This window comes from Streptomyces sp. NEAU-YJ-81 (assembly GCF_017592595.1).
Lineage (GTDB): Bacteria > Actinomycetota > Actinomycetes > Streptomycetales > Streptomycetaceae > Streptomyces > Streptomyces hygroscopicus_B.
Genome location: NZ_JAGFNO010000014.1, coordinates 213,410 through 229,418, shown reverse-complemented (window position 1 = coordinate 229,418; position 16,009 = coordinate 213,410). Strand labels below are relative to the sequence as shown.

The 16,009-nt window shown below is 70.7% G+C and carries 13 protein-coding genes and 1 pseudogene; 5 read left to right on the top strand and 9 right to left on the bottom strand.

The genetic code is table 11. The features are described 5' to 3' along the window. Positions 1 to 31: 31 nt before the first annotated feature. Entirely contained in the window at positions 32 to 1,120 is a 1,089-nt protein-coding gene (locus tag J5X86_RS27925) for a spermidine/putrescine ABC transporter substrate-binding protein (protein ID WP_308124754.1), read from the bottom strand. Between the two features lie 526 nt (positions 1,121 to 1,646). Between J5X86_RS27925 and J5X86_RS27920 the strand changes: the two genes are divergently transcribed. Genes J5X86_RS27920 through J5X86_RS27910 form a run of 3 tightly spaced genes read left to right on the top strand, consistent with a single transcriptional unit; the run spans position 1,647 to position 4,320 of the window. Continuing rightward, positions 1,647 to 2,708 (top strand): ABC transporter substrate-binding protein, encoded by a 1,062-nt coding sequence (locus J5X86_RS27920; protein WP_208519455.1) that lies wholly within the window; start codon positions 1,647 to 1,649, stop codon positions 2,706 to 2,708. After that, on the top strand, positions 2,705 to 3,571 hold the full coding sequence (locus tag J5X86_RS27915; protein WP_208519454.1) for an ABC transporter permease: 867 nt from the start codon (positions 2,705 to 2,707) through the stop codon (positions 3,569 to 3,571). The genes J5X86_RS27920 and J5X86_RS27915 overlap by 4 nt, the downstream gene beginning before the upstream one ends. Next, positions 3,547 to 4,320 (top strand): ABC transporter ATP-binding protein, encoded by a 774-nt coding sequence (locus tag J5X86_RS27910; RefSeq protein WP_208519453.1) that lies wholly within the window; start codon positions 3,547 to 3,549, stop codon positions 4,318 to 4,320. Before J5X86_RS27915 ends, J5X86_RS27910 begins: the two co-directional genes overlap by 25 nt. 109 nt (positions 4,321 to 4,429) lie before the next feature. On the opposite strand, the gene J5X86_RS27905 is transcribed toward J5X86_RS27910, so the two are convergent. Further along, the gene (locus J5X86_RS27905; RefSeq protein WP_208519452.1) at positions 4,430 to 5,476 is read right to left on the bottom strand and encodes an aldo/keto reductase; all 1,047 of its coding nucleotides are present in this window, start codon (positions 5,474 to 5,476) and stop codon (positions 4,430 to 4,432) included. Positions 5,477 to 5,628: 152 nt separating this feature from the next. On the opposite strand from J5X86_RS27905, the pseudogene J5X86_RS27900 reads away from it, so the two are divergent. After that, positions 5,629 to 6,147 (top strand): annotated as a pseudogene (locus J5X86_RS27900) (transposase); the annotation flags it as partial. Between the two features lie 132 nt (positions 6,148 to 6,279). Here J5X86_RS27900 and J5X86_RS27895 read toward each other — a convergent pair. From J5X86_RS27895 to J5X86_RS27865, 7 genes are all read right to left on the bottom strand, one after another. Continuing rightward, entirely contained in the window at positions 6,280 to 7,203 is a 924-nt protein-coding gene (locus J5X86_RS27895) for an LLM class F420-dependent oxidoreductase (RefSeq protein WP_208519451.1), read from the bottom strand. 248 nt (positions 7,204 to 7,451) lie between these two features. Then, positions 7,452 to 8,666: an acyl-CoA dehydrogenase family protein gene (locus J5X86_RS27890; protein WP_208519450.1), complete on the bottom strand. Its 1,215-nt coding sequence runs from the start codon at positions 8,664 to 8,666 to the stop codon at positions 7,452 to 7,454. Beyond that, complete coding sequence (locus J5X86_RS27885) at positions 8,663 to 10,009, bottom strand: NtaA/DmoA family FMN-dependent monooxygenase (RefSeq protein ID WP_208519449.1); 1,347 nt, start codon at positions 10,007 to 10,009, stop codon at positions 8,663 to 8,665. The genes J5X86_RS27890 and J5X86_RS27885 overlap by 4 nt, the downstream gene beginning before the upstream one ends. After that, complete coding sequence (locus J5X86_RS27880; RefSeq protein WP_208519448.1) at positions 10,006 to 11,370, bottom strand: LLM class flavin-dependent oxidoreductase; 1,365 nt, start codon at positions 11,368 to 11,370, stop codon at positions 10,006 to 10,008. The genes J5X86_RS27885 and J5X86_RS27880 overlap by 4 nt, the downstream gene beginning before the upstream one ends. Then, the gene (locus J5X86_RS27875; RefSeq protein WP_208519447.1) at positions 11,367 to 12,272 is read right to left on the bottom strand and encodes a MetQ/NlpA family ABC transporter substrate-binding protein; all 906 of its coding nucleotides are present in this window, start codon (positions 12,270 to 12,272) and stop codon (positions 11,367 to 11,369) included. The genes J5X86_RS27880 and J5X86_RS27875 overlap by 4 nt, the downstream gene beginning before the upstream one ends. Positions 12,273 to 12,325: 53 nt before the next feature. Then, positions 12,326 to 12,985 (bottom strand): methionine ABC transporter permease, encoded by a 660-nt coding sequence (locus J5X86_RS27870; protein WP_208519446.1) that lies wholly within the window; start codon positions 12,983 to 12,985, stop codon positions 12,326 to 12,328. Continuing rightward, positions 12,982 to 14,049, bottom strand: a complete 1,068-nt coding sequence (locus J5X86_RS27865; protein WP_208519445.1) for a methionine ABC transporter ATP-binding protein — start codon at positions 14,047 to 14,049, stop codon at positions 12,982 to 12,984. Before J5X86_RS27865 ends, J5X86_RS27870 begins: the two co-directional genes overlap by 4 nt. 542 nt (positions 14,050 to 14,591) lie before the next feature. Between J5X86_RS27865 and J5X86_RS27860 the strand changes: the two genes are divergently transcribed. Then, a complete protein-coding gene (locus J5X86_RS27860) occupies positions 14,592 to 15,968 on the top strand; it encodes an FAD-binding oxidoreductase (protein WP_208519444.1) in 1,377 nt (458 codons plus the stop codon). The last annotated feature ends 41 nt before the right edge of the window (positions 15,969 to 16,009 follow it).

Sequence of the window (16,009 nt, the reverse complement as noted above, 5' to 3'; positions counted from 1 at the left end):
GGTCCTCCGGCCGCCTTCCCCCGGCGGGCCATCAGCCCGCGGTGACTTCCGTGACGATCCGGGTGTACGCCGTCGCGGCGTCCCCAAGGTCGACGACGGACTCACCCTTGAGCAGTTGCTCGGGGGGCATGGCGAGTGCGGGGTAGCTCTTCAGCAGGGCCGGGTCGAGTTCGGCCATGGCGGCGGTGTTGGGGACCTTGTAGAAGATGTTCGAGGCGACCCAGGAGTGTACCTTCGCGTCGAGGACGTAGTCGATGAAGGCGTGCGCCGCCTCTTTGTTCTTCGACGACTTGAGGATGACCATCGTGTCGGTCCAGAGGTCGCTGCCCTCCTTGGGGACGACGAAGCCGATCCTCTTGTCGTCGGTCGGGCACCAGCCGTCCCAGGCCTCCGCCAGCACGGCCTCCCCGGACTTGAGCCGGTCGCCGAACGTGGTGTCGTCGTAGGCGAGGAGCCCGTCCTTCGCAGTGAGTAGCAACTCTTTGACCTGGGCGAGCTGTTGCTCGTCGGTGGTGTTCACCGAGTAGCCGAGCGCCTTCTGGGCGGGGAGGAAGAGCCAGCGTTCGGTCTTCAGCATGGTGGCCTTGCCCTTGACCGCGGCGCGCGGCTTCAGCAGGTCGTTCCAGCTGTCGGGGGTGTAGCCGACGAGGTCCTTGCGGTAGCAGAGCCCGGTGGTGCCCCAGGTGTACGGGACGGAGTAGACGTTGCCCTTGTCATGGGCGAGCCGGGCGGCGAGCGGGTCCAGGTTCTTGAGGTGCGGGACCAGATCGTGGTGGATGGGTTCGAGCAGCCCTTGCGCCGCGAGCGCCTGCGCGTACTGGCCCGATACGAACGCCACGTCGATGCCGCTGTCGGCGGAGGCGGTCAGTTTGGCGACGATCTCCTCGTTGGTGCTGTGCTTGGCGACGGTCATGGGCGCGCCGACGGCCGACTCGAACCGGGCGGGAAGGTCCTTCGGCATATAGCCGTCCCAGTTCGAGACGGTGAGCCGCTGCTTGCTCAGATCCGCCTCGGGGTCGAGCGACGCGGAAGCGGCGGGGCCGCTTCCGCCCGGTTGGCCGTCGCCGCCGCATGCGGGGAGAAGGAGCGCGAGGACGGCCGTCGCCGCCGCCACGGACACGTGCCTGAACCTCAGTGTGCCTAACACGCCACTCCCTTGCTGTCGAGATCAGCCGGCTGAGCGTGGGGCGTGCCCAGTTCGCCGAACGGCTCACGGGCAGGCATCGGTTTCCGGAGTCTCGCACTATTGGCATGCACCGGGCAAGACGGCCTTTTCGCCCGGCCGCGCTCTCTGCGGGCCGCGTACCGTCGCCGTCACCGAGGACGGCAGGGGCTGCTCGGGTCCATTCCGACACCCGCGAGAGCCATGTAACGCGAACATGGCAGCCATACGAAGTCGTCATTGCCGCCTTCCGGAAAGGCGAACGCGCGCTTGACCCTTTCTTGGCGTCGTGGGTAGCTTCAGCGGCATGCCGACCTCTTCGCGGTTCACGCAGCGGCGCCCTGTCGATCTGATGCGCCTCACCGTCGCGCTGTGTAGCTGAACTCCAGTAGCGAACACGCCTCACTCGCGACGAATTCCGCCCCGCGACATCAATTGACTTCCGTACGCGCCGATGCCGTACGCCCTGCACCCGGGAACCCGTATGCCCAGGCACGCCCCGCTCATCCTGACCGCTCTGACCTGCACCTCGTTGCTGGTCGGCTGCGCCGAGAACACCACCTCACCGACCACCGCCGATAGTAAGAACCTCGCCCATATCAAGATTCCGGAGAAGGTGAAGGCGAATACGTCGATTACGGTCGGTGCGCCGGACACGCAGGTGGCACTGAAGCTCTCGGGGCAGATCGACAAGCTGCCCTTCAAGGTCAAGTGGGCCAATATCAGCGGCGGTCCGCAGTGCTCGGAGGCCTTCCGCGCGCATTCCCTGGATCTGTGCTCGTCGGCGGAGATCCCGTCGATACACGCCCACTGGACCGGTCTCGATACAAAGCTTGTGGCGGCGGAATTTCGCAAGGACCCGTTGCAGCACCCCGTCTACGAGCTCGGAATCGCTCCCGGTACGGACGTCGACACCCTGGCGGACCTGCGCGGCAAGAAGATCGCCTACAGCCCGGGGCAGGCCCAGGGCGCGCTCGTGTTGCGCATCCTGGCCAAGGCGGGGCTCACCAAGAACGATGTGCACCTGGTCGAGCTGCCCAGCACCGGGGATGTGTATCCGACCGCGCTCGGCAGCCGTCAGGTGGATGTCGCGCCCCTCGGCGGCGTCAACATCAAGCGCTATCCGGCGAAGTACGGCAAGGACGGCGGGAAGACCATCCAGCACGGCCTGCGCGACGATCCCGCGCATCTGTGGGCGCCGACCGAGTCCGTGAGCGACCCGCAGAAGGCCGCGGCCATCCGGGAGTTCATCACCTTCTGGGCGCGGTCGGAGGTCTGGATCGACCAGCACCCCGAGCAGTGGATCGACGGCTATTACGTCAAGGACCAGGGTCTCACTCGCACGGACGGGGCATACCTGGTCGAGCAGGCCGGCCACCCGGACATTCCGGCGGACTGGACGCCGGCCATCGCACGCCAGCAGAAGACCGTCGACCTGCTGGCGAAGGAGACGGGCCAGGAGAAGTTCGACGCGGGAGTCCTCTTCGACCGCCGGTACGAGTCTGTTGCCGCCGACGCGGTCGCGGAAGCGGGGCAGCCGCGATGAGCACGGACACCACCGGCGAGCGGCTGTCCCTCGTCACAACGGCGAAAGACGCCCCGGCGCCCCCAACCGTCCGGCGCGGGCGGGTGCGCCGCCGCCTCGGCCCCGGCCGGCCCATCCCGTACGGCAGGGCGATCGGCCCCGTTCTGCTGCTCGCCGTCTGGTCGGCCGGATCGGCCACCGGCCTCATCGACGCGCGCAACCTGTCCGCCCCCTGGACGGTGGTGACCACGGCCGGTGACCTCATCGCGGACGGCAGGCTCCAGTCCAACGTGTGGACCTCCGCCGTGCGGGCCCTGTCCGGCCTGGCGTACGGGACGGCCGCCGGGCTCGTGCTGGCGCTGATCGCGGGGCTCAGCAGACTCGGCGAGGGGGTGATCGACGGCCCGGTGCAGATCAAACGAAGCATTCCCTCCCTCGCTCTCATCCCGTTGCTGATCCTGTGGTTCGGCATCGGGGAGTCCATGAAAGTCATCACGATCGCCCTCGGTGCCCTCGTCCCGGTCTACATCCACACCCACAACGCGCTGCGCACCATCGACAGCCGGTACGTCGAACTCGCCGAGACGCTGGGGCTGAGCCGCCCGCGCTTTCTGCTGCACATCGTGCTGCCGGGCGCGCTGCCCGGCTTCCTCCTCGGGATGCGCTTCGCCGTGACCGCCGCCTGGCTGGCCCTGGCCGTCGTCGAACAGGTCAACGCCACCAGCGGGATCGGCTACATGATGGGGCTCGCCCGGACGTACGGGCAGACCGACATCATCATCGTCGGCCTCGTCGTCTACGGACTTCTGGGGCTGCTCTCCGACGGACTGGTACGGCTCGTGGAGAGGAAGGCCCTGTCATGGCGACGTACGCTGGCGGGCTGACGGTCACCACCCCGGAAGCCGGGGCGGCCGTCCGCATCGAGGGGCTCGTACGGGCCTTCGGCACGCGCAAGGTGCTGGACGGGCTCGATCTGAGCCTGCGCGCCGGGGAGTTCGTGGCCATGCTCGGCCGCAGCGGCTCCGGCAAGAGCACCGTGCTGCGGGCGCTCGCCGGAGTCGACCACGACGCCGGCGGCGAAGGCGTACTGAGCGCGCCCGCCCATGTGTCGGTGGTCTTCCAGGACGCCCGGCTGCTGCCGTGGAAACGGGTGCTGGCCAATGTCGCACTGGGGCTCACGGGCGCGGACGCCGAGGAGCGGGCACGCACCGCGCTCGCCGAGGTGGGTCTGGCCGGACGGGAGGACGCCTGGCCGGTGGAGCTGTCAGGCGGTGAGCAGCAACGGGTCTCGCTCGCCCGCTCCCTGGTGCGTGAGCCCGAACTGCTCCTCGCGGACGAGCCGTTCGGCGCGCTCGACGCGCTCACCAGGACCCGTATGCATACTCTTCTGGCCCGCCTGTACGAGCGGCACCGTCCCGCCGTGCTGCTGGTCACCCACGACGTGGACGAGGCGATCGCACTCGCCGACCGGGTCGTGGTCCTGGACGGGGGCCGGATCGCCGCCGACCTCGCCGTGGACGTTCCGGCGCCGCGTCGGCCCGCCGGTCCCGAATACGCCGCGCTGCGCGAGCGACTGCTCGCCCGGCTGGGCGTGGACCCGCCCATCGAGCGGGAGGAGACGGGTACGGCGTGACCGGGCCGACCGGGTCCGGTCATGACAGTCGCCCCCGTCGCCACCGGTCGGGCCGGGGCAACGGGGGCGGCGAGCTTTCCGGCGTCCGCTCGGGTACCGGTGTGCGGGATCAGTCGCCCGCGGCCGACCGGCGGCGGGTGGCCGGGTCGGTGAGCGACGGCGGCTGGTAGCCCTCGTCCGCCGGGCTGATCGTGGTGCCGGGCGGCACGATCTCGTCGATCCGGTCGAGCACGTCCTGCGAGAGACGGACGTCCGCGGCGCCGAGCTGGCTCGTCAGGTGCTCCTGGGTGCGCGGGCCGATGATCACTGTCGACACGGCCGGGTGTTCCAGCACGAACGCCAGCGACAGGTGGATCAGCGACAGGCCCGCCTCGTCGGCCAGCTCGGCGAGCTGTTCCGCCGCCTCGCGCTTGCGCTTGTTGGCCGCCAGCTCCGGATCGTGCCGGTGCGGCTGGCGCTCCAGACGGCTGGACACGGCGGGTGCCGTGTCCCCCTTGCGGTAGCGACCGGACAACCAGCCACCGGCCAGCGGGCTCCACGGCAGGACACCCAGCCCGTACCGCTCGGCGACGGGCAGCACCGCACGCTCCGCCGCCCGGGCCAGGATGGAGTACGGGGGCTGCTCGGTGACGGGACGCCGGAGGCGCAGTCGCTCGGCGATCCACTGGCCCTCGACGATCTGGTGGGGCTCGAAGGTCGTGGTGCCGAAGTAACGGATCTTGCCCTGCCGTACGAGGTCGTCGAGTGCGCCGAGCGTCTCCTCGAAGTCGGTGGCGGGGTCGGGTCGGTGGGCTTGGTAGAGGTCGATGTAATCGGTGCCCAGGCGGCGCAGGCTGTCCTCGACGGCCCGGTAAATCCAGCGACGTGAGTTGCCCTGGTGATTCGGGTTGTCGCCGATCTGGCCGTGGAACTTGGTCGCGAGGAACACCTCGTCACGGCGGCCGTCCGCGAGCGCCTTGCCGACGATCTCCTCGTTCTCGCCCTGGGAGTACACGTCGGCGGTGTCGATGACGTTGATCCCCGCGTCGAGGGCCTGGTGAATGATCTTGATGGCGTCGTCATGGTCACGGTTGGCCCAGGCGCCGAAGTTCATCGCGCCGAGCGTCAGGGGGCTGACCTTCACGCCGGTGCGGCCGAGGGTGCGGTACGTGGTCATCTGATCTCCTCTGAGGAAGCCCCGCCCTTCAGGGTGGGGAGGAATCGGGCTCTGGCGGAGTAGGGCAAGGAAAGCCGGTTCGTCGCCAGGGCGGACCGGCGTCCACCCCCAACACCCAGGCGTGGGCGCTGCGGCAGGAGCGGGTGAACTAGTCGCGGAAGAAGTCCCGCAAGTCGGCGGAGTACACCGCCAGCGCGTTCCGGTTCCAGGACGGGAAGCTGACTCGGGCGAAGATGACGGAGCCGCTGGCCATCGTGTGGTCCCGCCCCCTCCCAGAAGGGGCCGCGGCGGTCGGCGTGGACGCCGGGCTGGATCACCTGCTGACCCTGTCGACCGGGGGAAAGATCACCAACCCCCGGCACGAGCGGCACGACCGTGGACGGCTGGCCAAGGCGCAGCGGGAACTGGCCCGTAAGGCCAAGGGCGACGGAGCCAACCGGGCCAAGGCCCGCCGGAGGGTCGCCCGCCTTCACGCCCGGGTCGCCGACCGGCGCCGCACCTGGACCTGCGGCAGTTGTGGCGTCACCCACGACCACGAGGTGAACGCGGCGCGGAACATTCTGGCCGCCGGGCTGGCGGTGTTGGCCTGTGGAGCCGGTGTAAGACCTCAACGGAGTTCTCCGGGCGGGCGGTCGGCGATGAAGCAGGAACCTCTACGGCGCGAGCCGTAGGAATCCCCCTCCTTCCGGAGGGGGAGAAAGTCAACTCTTCGGTGTCTTCCTGTTCTTTCGGGATGTTCAGGACGTTCGGGACGTTCGGAGGAGAAGGGAGAGGTCGGGCCAGCAGAGGAACCCTGGGCGCGTTCAGCTCGCGAGTTCCCCCAGGAGCGCCCATGTGCGGCGCCGGGCGATGTCACCGGCGGCATCCGTCCCCGCGAACACCACCTCCGTCGCCCCGGCGTCCCGGTAGCGCCGCACCTCGGCGGCAACGGTCTTCTCATCGCCGATCACGGATACATCGACGGCCCGGGTGCCGCCGGAGAGTCCGATGACCCGCGCGTAGGAGGGGATCTGCTCGTAGAACGCGAGCTGTTCGGCCACCCTCTCGCGTACCGCGTCGGCCTCGTCGGTGACTACACCGTGTACGAGCGCCACGATGCGGGGCGCGGGACGGCCGGCGGCCTCCGCCGCCACGGTGACGGTGGGGACGATGTGCTCGGCCAGGGCGCGGGGCCCGGCGAGGTACGGCAGGATGCCGTCGGCCAACTCCCCGCTGGCCCGCAGCGCCTGCGGGCCCATCGCCGCGACGAGTAGCGGCACGCCGGTCTCGGCACCCGGCACGCGGGCGGGGATCGGCGTGGTCGCGGTGAGCAGTTCGCCGTGGAAGTCGGCGGCGCCGGTCTCGGTCAACTCCCGCAATGCGGTGAGGAATTCACGCAGGCGGGCGATGGGCCGTTCGAAGGGGATGCCGAAGCCCGCCTCGGTCAGGAGCTTGGTGCCGAGAGCGAGTCCCAAGTGGTATCGGCCGTGCGTGGCCGCCTGTGCGGTCTGGGCCTGGCTGGAGACGAGCAACGGGTGACGCCCGAAGACCGGGATCGCGGATGTGCCCACGTGCAGATCCGGTACTTCGCGCCCGACGATGGCCGCGAGCTGGGGCGAGTCGGCGCCGAAGGTCTGCCCGAACCAGGCGGACCGCAGCCCGGCGGCCGAGGCTTCCCTGGCGAGGCGCACGGTGGCATCGATCTGGTTGTCCGCATCTGCCGCGGTGAGTGCAACTCCTACAGTCATGTCTGCGCAAACTCCCCGGGTCGGCCGCACATTTCCGTTCGTATATGACGGCCATGTGTCGGCGGTGTTCTTCAGCGCGGTGCGTGCGCCACGGTGGCGTACCGTCGCTGGCCATTGGCCGCCGGGATCCGGGTGCCCACGACCAGGGCTCGGTGGCCGGGGCGTTCGGGATTCATCGTGAGACCTCGCTGAGGTGGCTGGTGGCTGGTGCGGGGAGCCGGGGCCCACCGCGCAGCGTGAGCGCGGGCTCAGAAGAACCCCGTCAGCGGCGGTGGTTCGGCGTTGAGGAGGTAGTCGCCCACTACACGTGCCTTGTGGGCGATCGGATTGTGGCTGACCAGGGTGCGGGCGTTACGCCAGTGGCGGTCGAAGTTGAACTCGCGCCGGGTGGCCGAGGCCCCGCCCACGTCGTACAGCCGCTCCGCGGCTCGCAGGGCCGCCTGGGCGGCCACCACCTGCGCCTGCGCCACCTCGGTGGCCGCCTCGGCGAGCGCCGGTTCGCCGCCCGCGATGCCGTCCTCGCCGCGGGGGCCGGCGAGGGCACGGTCGATGGCGGCGGCCGCGCGCAGCACGGTGGCCTCGGCCCCGTACCCGAGCGCCGCGATCTCGCCCACGGTGTGCTGCACGAACGGGTCCTGGACCGCGTGGTCGACGCCGCTGTGCCGGACCGCGCGGGCCCGGTCGCGCGCGTAGCCGATCGCGTCGCGGACCGCGTTCTTGGCGATGCCGGTCTCCACGGCGGCGAGGAAGAGCTGGTGGTACGCGCCGAGATGGGTCCGGCGCACTCCCACGGCCTCGTCCACGACGACCTCATGCGGGTACACCTCCACGTCGTCCAGCTCCGTGGTGCCGCTCGCCGTCATGCGCTGGCCCATGCCGTCCCAGTCGTCGATCAGCCGAAGCCCGGGGCGGCCGTGGGGGAGCACGACGCGGACGCGCTGGTCGAGGTGGTTCTTCGCGGCGATGACCACCCAGTCGGCGAACAGGCTGCCGGTGCTGTAGTACTTCGTGCCGCTCAGCCGGTAGCGGTCGCCGTCGGGCACCAGCGCGGTGTGGATGTCGCCGGGGTGCTTGGCGGTGGTCTCCCCGGTGGCGTTGCCGAAGAGTTCGCCCGCCAGCGCCGCGGCGAACCACCGCTCGCGGTCCTCCTTCCCACCGTCGCTGATGAGCTTCTCGAGGAAACCGAAGTGCGGGCGGAGCGCCTGTGCCACATTGGAGTCGGCCTCCGCGAGGTCGATGACGGCCCGGAAGACGTCCACGAGGCTCGCCCCCGGGCCGCCGTACGCGGCCGGGACCCGCAGACATCCGATGGCACTGGTCCGCACCGCGTCCATGGACCGGTACGGCAGTTCCCGCTCGGCCTCGCGGCGCGCCGTGTCGACGCAGAGGGAGGCGGTCAACTCCGGTACACGGTCGAGGACTTCCCGTACCGTGACGGTCCGTGCGGCCGTGGTGGTGTTCATCGGGCCGTGGCCCCTTTCCGTTCGGAAGACTCGTATGACGGTGCCGGTACGGGGAGTCCCAGGTGGTCGCGGAGGGTCGTGCCCGTGTAGCCGTGGCGGAAGACGCCGCGTTCCCGCAGGATCGGCACGACGTGGTCGACGAAGGTGTCCAGGCCGTCGGGCAGCGCGTCGGGCAGCAGGGTGAAACCGTCCACCAGACCGGCCGACCACCAGTCGGTGATGTCGTCCGCGATCCGTTCGGGGGTGCCGATGACCGACCGGTGGCCGCCGATGGTGCGTGCGGCGAGCCCGGCCAGAGACAGTCCCTCACGACGGGCGATCTCGGCATGGGTGCGGAAGAACCCGGTGGGCAGCCCGTCAGGCGGTGGCCCGGACAACTGGGCCTCGGTCAGTGGGGCTTCGGGGTCGGGGGTGGCGGGGTCGAGGCCGAGGGTACGGGCCACCCGGGCGATCTGCCGCGCGTCCTGGTGTACGCCCGCCTCGAGCGCGGCGAAGCGCGCGCGGGCCTCCGCCTCGGTGCTGCCGATCACCGGGGTGAGGCCGGGCAGCAGCCGGATGCCGGACAGGTCACGTCCGTACCGCCGCGCCTGTCCGGCCAGCCGGGCGCGGTAGTCGCGCGCCGCCTCGTGGTCGAGGAGCGGGGTGTAGACGGCCTCGGCGAAGCGTCCCGCGAGGGCCACGCCCTGTGGCGAGGCCCCGGCCTGCACCGTCACGGGACGGCCCTGCGGGGAGCGCGGCACATTGAGCGGCCCCGCGACGTCGAAGAACTCGCCGGTGTGGCCGGCGGAGTGAATCCGGCCGGGGTCGGCGAAGCGCGCGCCGTCGGTGTCCGCGATGAGCGCGCCGCCCTCCCAGGAATCCCACAGCCGGTGCACCAGGCCGATGAACTCCTCCGCCCGGCGGTAGCGGGTGCCGGGGTCGGGCACGGTGTCGAGACCGAAGTTCCGCGCCGCCCCGGGGAAGAAGGTGGCGACCGCGTTCCATCCGGCGCGCCCCCGCGAGGCGTGGTCGAGAGAGAGAACCCGGCGGGCGAGGTTGTAGGGCTCGTTGAAGGTGGTGGACCCGGTGAAGACGACCCCGATGCGCTCGGTGGTGGCCGCGAGGTAGGTCAGCAGCATCGAGGGTTCCAGGCCCTGCCCGGGGCCCTTGCCGATGTCGCCGTAGAGAGCGGGGATGTCGGCCAGGAACACCCCGTCGAGAGCGCCGCGCTCGGCGGTACGGGCCACCCGCAGATGGTGGTCCGGGTCGACGTAGGCGTCCGGAGCCCGGTCGGGCAGGGTCCAGGCCCCGGGGTGGTTTCCGACGCCGGTGATGTTCACCAGCAGACTGAGTCGGCGTGTCATCGGACCAGAACCTCCGCCGTGTCGGGTGCGTGCCGGGCGACCGGCGGCCGGGCCAGGCCGAAGTGGTCGCGCAGCGTGGCGCCCGCGTACTCGTCCCGGAACAGTCCCCGGCGGCGCAGCTCGGGGATGACGTGTTCGGCGAAGGCCGCGAGGCCGCTGGGGAGCACGTCGGGCATCAGGTTGAAGCCGTCGGCCGCCCCTGAGGTGAACCACTCCTCGATGGTGTCGGCGATGTCGGCCGGGCCGCCCGCGACGACGCGGTGTCCGAGTCCGCCCCCGAGCCGCCGGATCAACTGCCGGGCGGTCAGTCGCTCGCGCCGGGCGAGGTCGGTGGTGACGGTGAAGAAGGTCTGCAGCCCCTGGACGTTCCCGGCGGGGCCGATGAGGTCCCACGGCAGCTCCGCGTCCGGGTCGAGGGCGTCGGCGTCGATGCCGAGGAGGGCGGCCAGCCGGTCCAGGCCGTAGCGGAGCGGGATGAGGTCCTGGAGGCTGTTCAGCCGCTCCAGCGCCTCGTCGCGGGTGGCGGCGACCACCGTCGACAGGCCGGGCAGCACCACGATCCCGTCGGGGTCGCGGCCGAGCGCGGCGGCGCGGGACTTGACGGCCCGGTAGTACGTCTTGCCCTCGTCGAGGGTCTGGGCCGCGCTGAAGACGGCCTCGGCGTGCGCGGCGGCGAGTTCGATGCCGTCGGGCGAGCCGCCCGCCTGGACGAGGACGGGGCGGCCCTGCGGCGATCGTGGGGTGTTCAGCGGCCCCCGGACGCGGAAGAACTCGCCCTGGTGGTCGATGGCGTGGATACGGGCCGGGTCGGCGAACACACCGCGCGCGCGGTCCCCGATGAGCGCGTCGTCGTTCCAGCTGTCCCACAGTGCGCCGAGGACGCCGACGAACTCGCCGGCGCGCCGATAGCGGTCGCGGTGGGCGGGCGCCTGGTCAAGACCGAAGTTGCGGGCGGCGGCGGGACCGGCCGTGGTCACCGCGTTGAACCCGGCACGGCCCCGGCTGAGGTGGTCCAGCGCTGCGAACCGGCGGGCGATGTTGTAGGGCTCGTTGTAGCTGGTGGAGGCGGTGGCGATGAGGCCGATTCGGCTGGTGTGGGCCGCGATCCCGGCCAGGATCACGGTGGGTTCCAGGGCGTATTCGGGGCGGTGGGCGATATCGGGGGTGAGGACGGGGGTGTCGGCGAGGAAGACGGCGTCGAGCTTCGCGGCCTCGGCGATGCGGGCGGTGGTGATGTAGTGGTCGAGGGAGAAGGCGGCGCGCGGGTCGCCGTCGGGGGCGCGCCACGCAGCCGCGAAGATCCCGGACTGGAAGACGTTGACGTTGAGGTGCAGGTGTCGCCTGCCGGACGAGAGGGTCATGGGGCGGCTCGCTGACGCTGGTGGGTGGGGATCTTGGCGGGCTGGGTCTCCACGTCGAGGTTGTGCTTGATGAACCGGGCCACCCGGGGGTCGGCGAACGCGGCCTTGAGCCGTGTGATGGCGGGGTCGTCGGAGTAGGCGTTGCCGACGACGAGCTGGATGGCGAAGCGTTCGTCGGCCGGGGGAAGCAGGATGCGCCGCTTGATCGGGATCTTGGCGACCCGGAACTTGTAGGCGTAGTTGATGGCGGCGTCGACATCCGGGAGGGACCGGGCGATGGCGTCCAGGGACACCTCGTGCCAGTGGAAGTCGTGCGGGTTCTCGGCGATGTCGCCCAGCTGTGCGGTGAGCGGGTCCACCTCCTTCTTGAGCTTGATCAGCCCCACCTTCTGGAGGACCAGCAGCGCCTGGGTCTGGTTCGCCGGGTCGTTGGGCAGAGTGATCCGCGCACCGTGCGGGAGTTCCCGCACGCTGCCGTACTTCTGCGAGTAGAGGGCGAACGCCTGGGTGAAGACGGGCTGGACCGCTCTCGCCTGGTAGCCCTCGTTGGCCACGATGACCTTGAGCCACTCGGCGTGCTGGGTGATGTTCGCGGCGAGCTTGCCGTCCGCGGTCGAGCCGTTGACCTGGTTGGCGTCGTTGACGGGGTACGGCTTGACCGTGATGGCGTGGTCCTGGTCGACCTTGTCGGCGATGTACTTCACGATGGCGCTCTGCGGAATGCTCCCCTGGTTGTAGCCGACCTTCAGGGTCTTTCCCAGGGGCGGGTGGTCCTCGCCGCCCACCCGCGCGGCGGCCAGCGAGCCGACGGCGAGGGCGACGGCGCTGATCGCGGCCGTGACGGCGAGGCGGCGGGGCAGTCTGGACTTCAGCTCGAAGCCGTGGTCATGGACGAAAGGCATGAGTGTTCCTCGATGGGATGAGGAGGTTCGGGGGCGTGGCGGCCTCAGTGGCCTCAATGGGCCAGATGGCGCACGACGCGGTCGCCGGTGAACTGGATCACCTGCACCATGACGACGAGCGTGACGATCGTGGCGGTCATGACCGTCGTGTCGAAGCGCTCGTAGCCGTAGCTGATGGCCAGGTAGCCGATGCCACCGGCCCCGATGGTCCCGGCGATGGCGGAGAATTCCAGCATGCCGACAATCGCGATGGTCAGGCTTCCCGCGAGCGCGGGCAGCGCCTCCGCCAGTTGCACGGACACGATCACCTGAAGGCGTGAGCCGCCCGCGGCGCGCCCCGCTTCGGTGGCCTCGCGGGGCACTTCCCGCAGAGCCGTTTCCACCAGCCGTGTGAAGTAGGGGATGCCCGCGAGCGACATGGGCACGATCGCGGCGGACACCCCGATGGTCGTGCCCGCCACGTACCGGGTGAACGGAATGATCGCGGCCATCAGGATCAGGAACGGCAGCGAACGGCCCAGGTTGACCACCCAGCTGAGCGTGGCCCGCAGGGCCCGGTGCGCAAACAGCGCGCCGGGCGAGCAGTTGTGGAGCACCACGCCCACGGGAGTGCCCACGGCGACGACGATGAGCATGACGGCCGCGACCATCTGCAGGGTCTGCCCGATCGCGGGGAAGAGCAGCGGCCAGAGCTTGTCGAGGTCGGTGCTCATACGACCGCCTCCGCGACCGCTTCCGTGACCGCCTCGGACGCGCGTTCGTGGGGTGCCGGTTCTTCGGCCGGGGCGCTGTGGTCCCAGGGCAGTGGTTCGGCGTGGATGCCCCAGCCGTCCAGGGCGGAGGTCAGCTCGTCCGCCCGGTCGTGGCTGACCGCGACGGTCGCACGGCCCGCGGTCCGCCCGGCGATCTCCTCCACCGTCGCGGACAGCAGATGGACGTCGAGCCCGTGGTCCGCACCGAGCCGCGTCAGCCAGTCCGTGGGCACCGCGTGTCCCTGATAGGTGAGCCGCCATGTGCCGTGCCCCGGCCGGTCCAAGGAGACCGGCCGGTCGGGAAGCAGCGCGTTGCCGAGCGCGGAGTGCGGGTCGGCCACCAGCTGGTGGACGGGACCCGACTCGACGACGCGCCCCTCGCGCAGCAGGGCGGCGGTGTCCGCCACTTCGCGGACCACCTCCATCTCGTGGGTGATCAGGAGGATGGCCAGATCCAGGTCGGTGCGCAGCTCGCGCAGCAGGGCGAGGACGGACCGGGTGGCGGCGGGATCGAGACCGGAGGTGGCCTCGTCGGACAGCAGCACCTTGGGTCGCAGCGCCAACGCCCGTGCGATGCCCACGCGTTGGCGCTGGCCACCGGAGAGCTGGGCCGGGTAGTAGTCGGCCCGGTCCGTGAGACCGACCCGCTCCAGCAGTTCGGCGACGCGGAGCTTCTCCTCCCGCGCGGTCACGCCGAGATACCGCAGTGGCATCGCGACGTTCTCCGCCGCCGTACGCCGGCGCAGCAGATTGGCCGACTGGAAAACCGTTCCGATGGCCCGCCGCGCATGGCGCAGTTCACGTTCCGGGAGGTCCGTCACTTCGGTTCCGGCCACCAGGACCCGCCCGGATGTGGGGCGTTCGAGCAGATTGACGCAGCGGGCCAGGGTGCTCTTCCCCGCGCCGCTGGGGCCGACGACGGCGCCGATGGTGCCCTGCGCGATGTTCAGGCCGACGTCATGGAGCACCGGCCGCGCACGGGTACCGGTACCGAAGGTCTTGTGCAGTTTCTCTACACGGATCACCGTGTGTACTCCTCGACGCTCTGGGGAGGGTGCGGGCGGGCGCGCCGAAGGAAGGAGACGGGCCGGCCCCGAGCGGGAATGAGATCAGTGAGAGAAACAGGCGGCACTGGTGATCACCATGTGATCGACCGTGCGGCGGCGCGTGCAGAAGAGGGTCCGCGACATGGGATGGGATGCTCACACCGCTGTCTGCCGAGGTCAACAGCGGACCGCATGGTGAGATGCGCGGTGCGCCCGGCGGCCGTCCACCGTTCCGCACGCTGGTCGCTACTTGACCAGTACACGAATGCCGGTGTTGAGTGGCGCCCATGGCCTCCACGCTTCTGGTGCACCGCCACCACATCGACCTCGGTCGAGTGGTGAGCGCGCAGTGTTGTTGAGGCATTGACGGCTGCCCGCAGGGGCGCCTTCTCCCATCTGTTTCTCGCGTGTGATCCGTCTGCCCGTACGGGGCCGTAGTTCCGTGCGCCGTGGCGCATGACGGGTCGTCAACTTGCCTGCGTCGGCGTCGAAGAGCCCACGCCCCCCATGAGGAAACCACCGTGACCGACACGTTCCCGCGGGAGCTACGCCAAGCCCTCGCCGAGACCTCCGCACCACTGCTCGACGGAGCGGACGTCCTGCCGTACCTCGACGACCGCTCCGGAGCGGCCGGGGGCCGGGCGCTCGGCGTCGTACGCCCCGGCGACGCGGCCGAGGTCGCCACCGTCCTGAAACTCGCCCACCGGCATCGCGTCCCCGTGGTGACCCGCGGCGCGGGCACCGGCCTTTCCGGTGGCGCGACCGCCGTCGACGGCTGCCTGGTGCTCAGCACCGAACGGCTGAACCGCATTGTGGAGATCTCGCCCGAGGACGAGGTGGCCGTCGTCCAACCCGGGGTGATCAACGCCGATCTCAACACCGCGCTCGCCGGCCACGGCCTGTACTACGCGCCCGACCCGGCCAGCCACGCCATCTCCACCATCGGCGGAAACATCGCCACCAACGCGGGCGGGCTGCGCTCCGCCAAGTACGGCGTCACCCGTGACTCCGTGCTGGCGCTCGATGTCGTGCTCGCCGACGGAACCGCCCTGCGCACAGGCCACCGCAGCGTCAAAGGGGTCACCGGCCTGGACCTGACCGCCCTGTTCGTCGGTTCCGAGGGCACCCTCGGAGTGATCGTCGGCGCCACCGTGCGGCTGCGTCCGCTCCCGGTGGCCACCGCCACGGTCAGCGCGTACTACCCGTCCGTGCGGGCCGCGCTGGACGGCGTACGGCAGATCTCGCGCACCGGCGTCGTCCCGGCGGTCGCCGAACTGATCGACCACCCCAGCCTCCGCAACATCGACGAGAACAGCGGCTCCCGGCTCACCGACGGCGGCCATGTCCTGCTGCTGGTGCAGACCGATGGACACGCCGCCGTGGCCGAGGCCGAGGACACCGTCACGGCGCTGCGCCACACCGGCGGGGACGCACGCCGGGTCACCGATGAGGCGGAGGCCGAACGGCTGTGGGAGCTGCGCCGTTCCGGACGCGGCCGCACCCGCCCGCTGTGGACGGTTGGCGAGGACGTCGCCGTACCCAAGTCGAAGGTGGCGCGGATGTACGAGGAGGGGGAGCGGATCGGGCGACGGCACGGGCTGGACTTCGCGTCCGTCGCACACGCGGCCGACGGCAATCTGCACCCGGTGCTCTCCCGGCCGGTGCCCGAGTCAGTCGCCGCCACGGCCCCCGCGCCACCCGAACTGGACGCCGCCGCCGATGAGTTGGTGCGCGCGGCGCTCGCCCTCGGCGGCACCATCACCGGCGAGCACGGAGTGGGTGTCACCAAGCGGCGTTGGCTGGAGGACGAGCTCGGCGCGGCCGGACTCGCCCTCCAGCGCGGCATCAAGGCCGTCTTCGACCCGCTCGGCATCCTCAACCCCGGCAAGGCCCTCTGAAAACCGCCCGCCGAACCCGCCGACAGGCGCTCCGGCCACCC

Bases quoted from the DNA above. Each gene is read 5' to 3' on its own strand.
- J5X86_RS27920 (WP_208519455.1), top strand. From the start codon at position 1,647: ATGCCCAGGCACGCCCCGCTCATCCTGACCGCTCTGACCTGCACCTCG.
- J5X86_RS27915 (WP_208519454.1), top strand. From the start codon at position 2,705: ATGAGCACGGACACCACCGGCGAGCGGCTGTCCCTCGTCACAACGGCG.
- J5X86_RS27910 (WP_208519453.1), top strand. From the start codon at position 3,547: ATGGCGACGTACGCTGGCGGGCTGACGGTCACCACCCCGGAAGCCGGG.
- J5X86_RS27905 (WP_208519452.1), bottom strand. From the start codon at position 5,476: ATGACCACGTACCGCACCCTCGGCCGCACCGGCGTGAAGGTCAGCCCC.
- J5X86_RS27895 (WP_208519451.1), bottom strand. From the start codon at position 7,203: ATGACTGTAGGAGTTGCACTCACCGCGGCAGATGCGGACAACCAGATC.
- J5X86_RS27890 (WP_208519450.1), bottom strand. From the start codon at position 8,666: ATGAACACCACCACGGCCGCACGGACCGTCACGGTACGGGAAGTCCTC.
- J5X86_RS27885 (WP_208519449.1), bottom strand. From the start codon at position 10,009: ATGACACGCCGACTCAGTCTGCTGGTGAACATCACCGGCGTCGGAAAC.
- J5X86_RS27880 (WP_208519448.1), bottom strand. From the start codon at position 11,370: ATGACCCTCTCGTCCGGCAGGCGACACCTGCACCTCAACGTCAACGTC.
- J5X86_RS27875 (WP_208519447.1), bottom strand. From the start codon at position 12,272: ATGCCTTTCGTCCATGACCACGGCTTCGAGCTGAAGTCCAGACTGCCC.
- J5X86_RS27870 (WP_208519446.1), bottom strand. From the start codon at position 12,985: ATGAGCACCGACCTCGACAAGCTCTGGCCGCTGCTCTTCCCCGCGATC.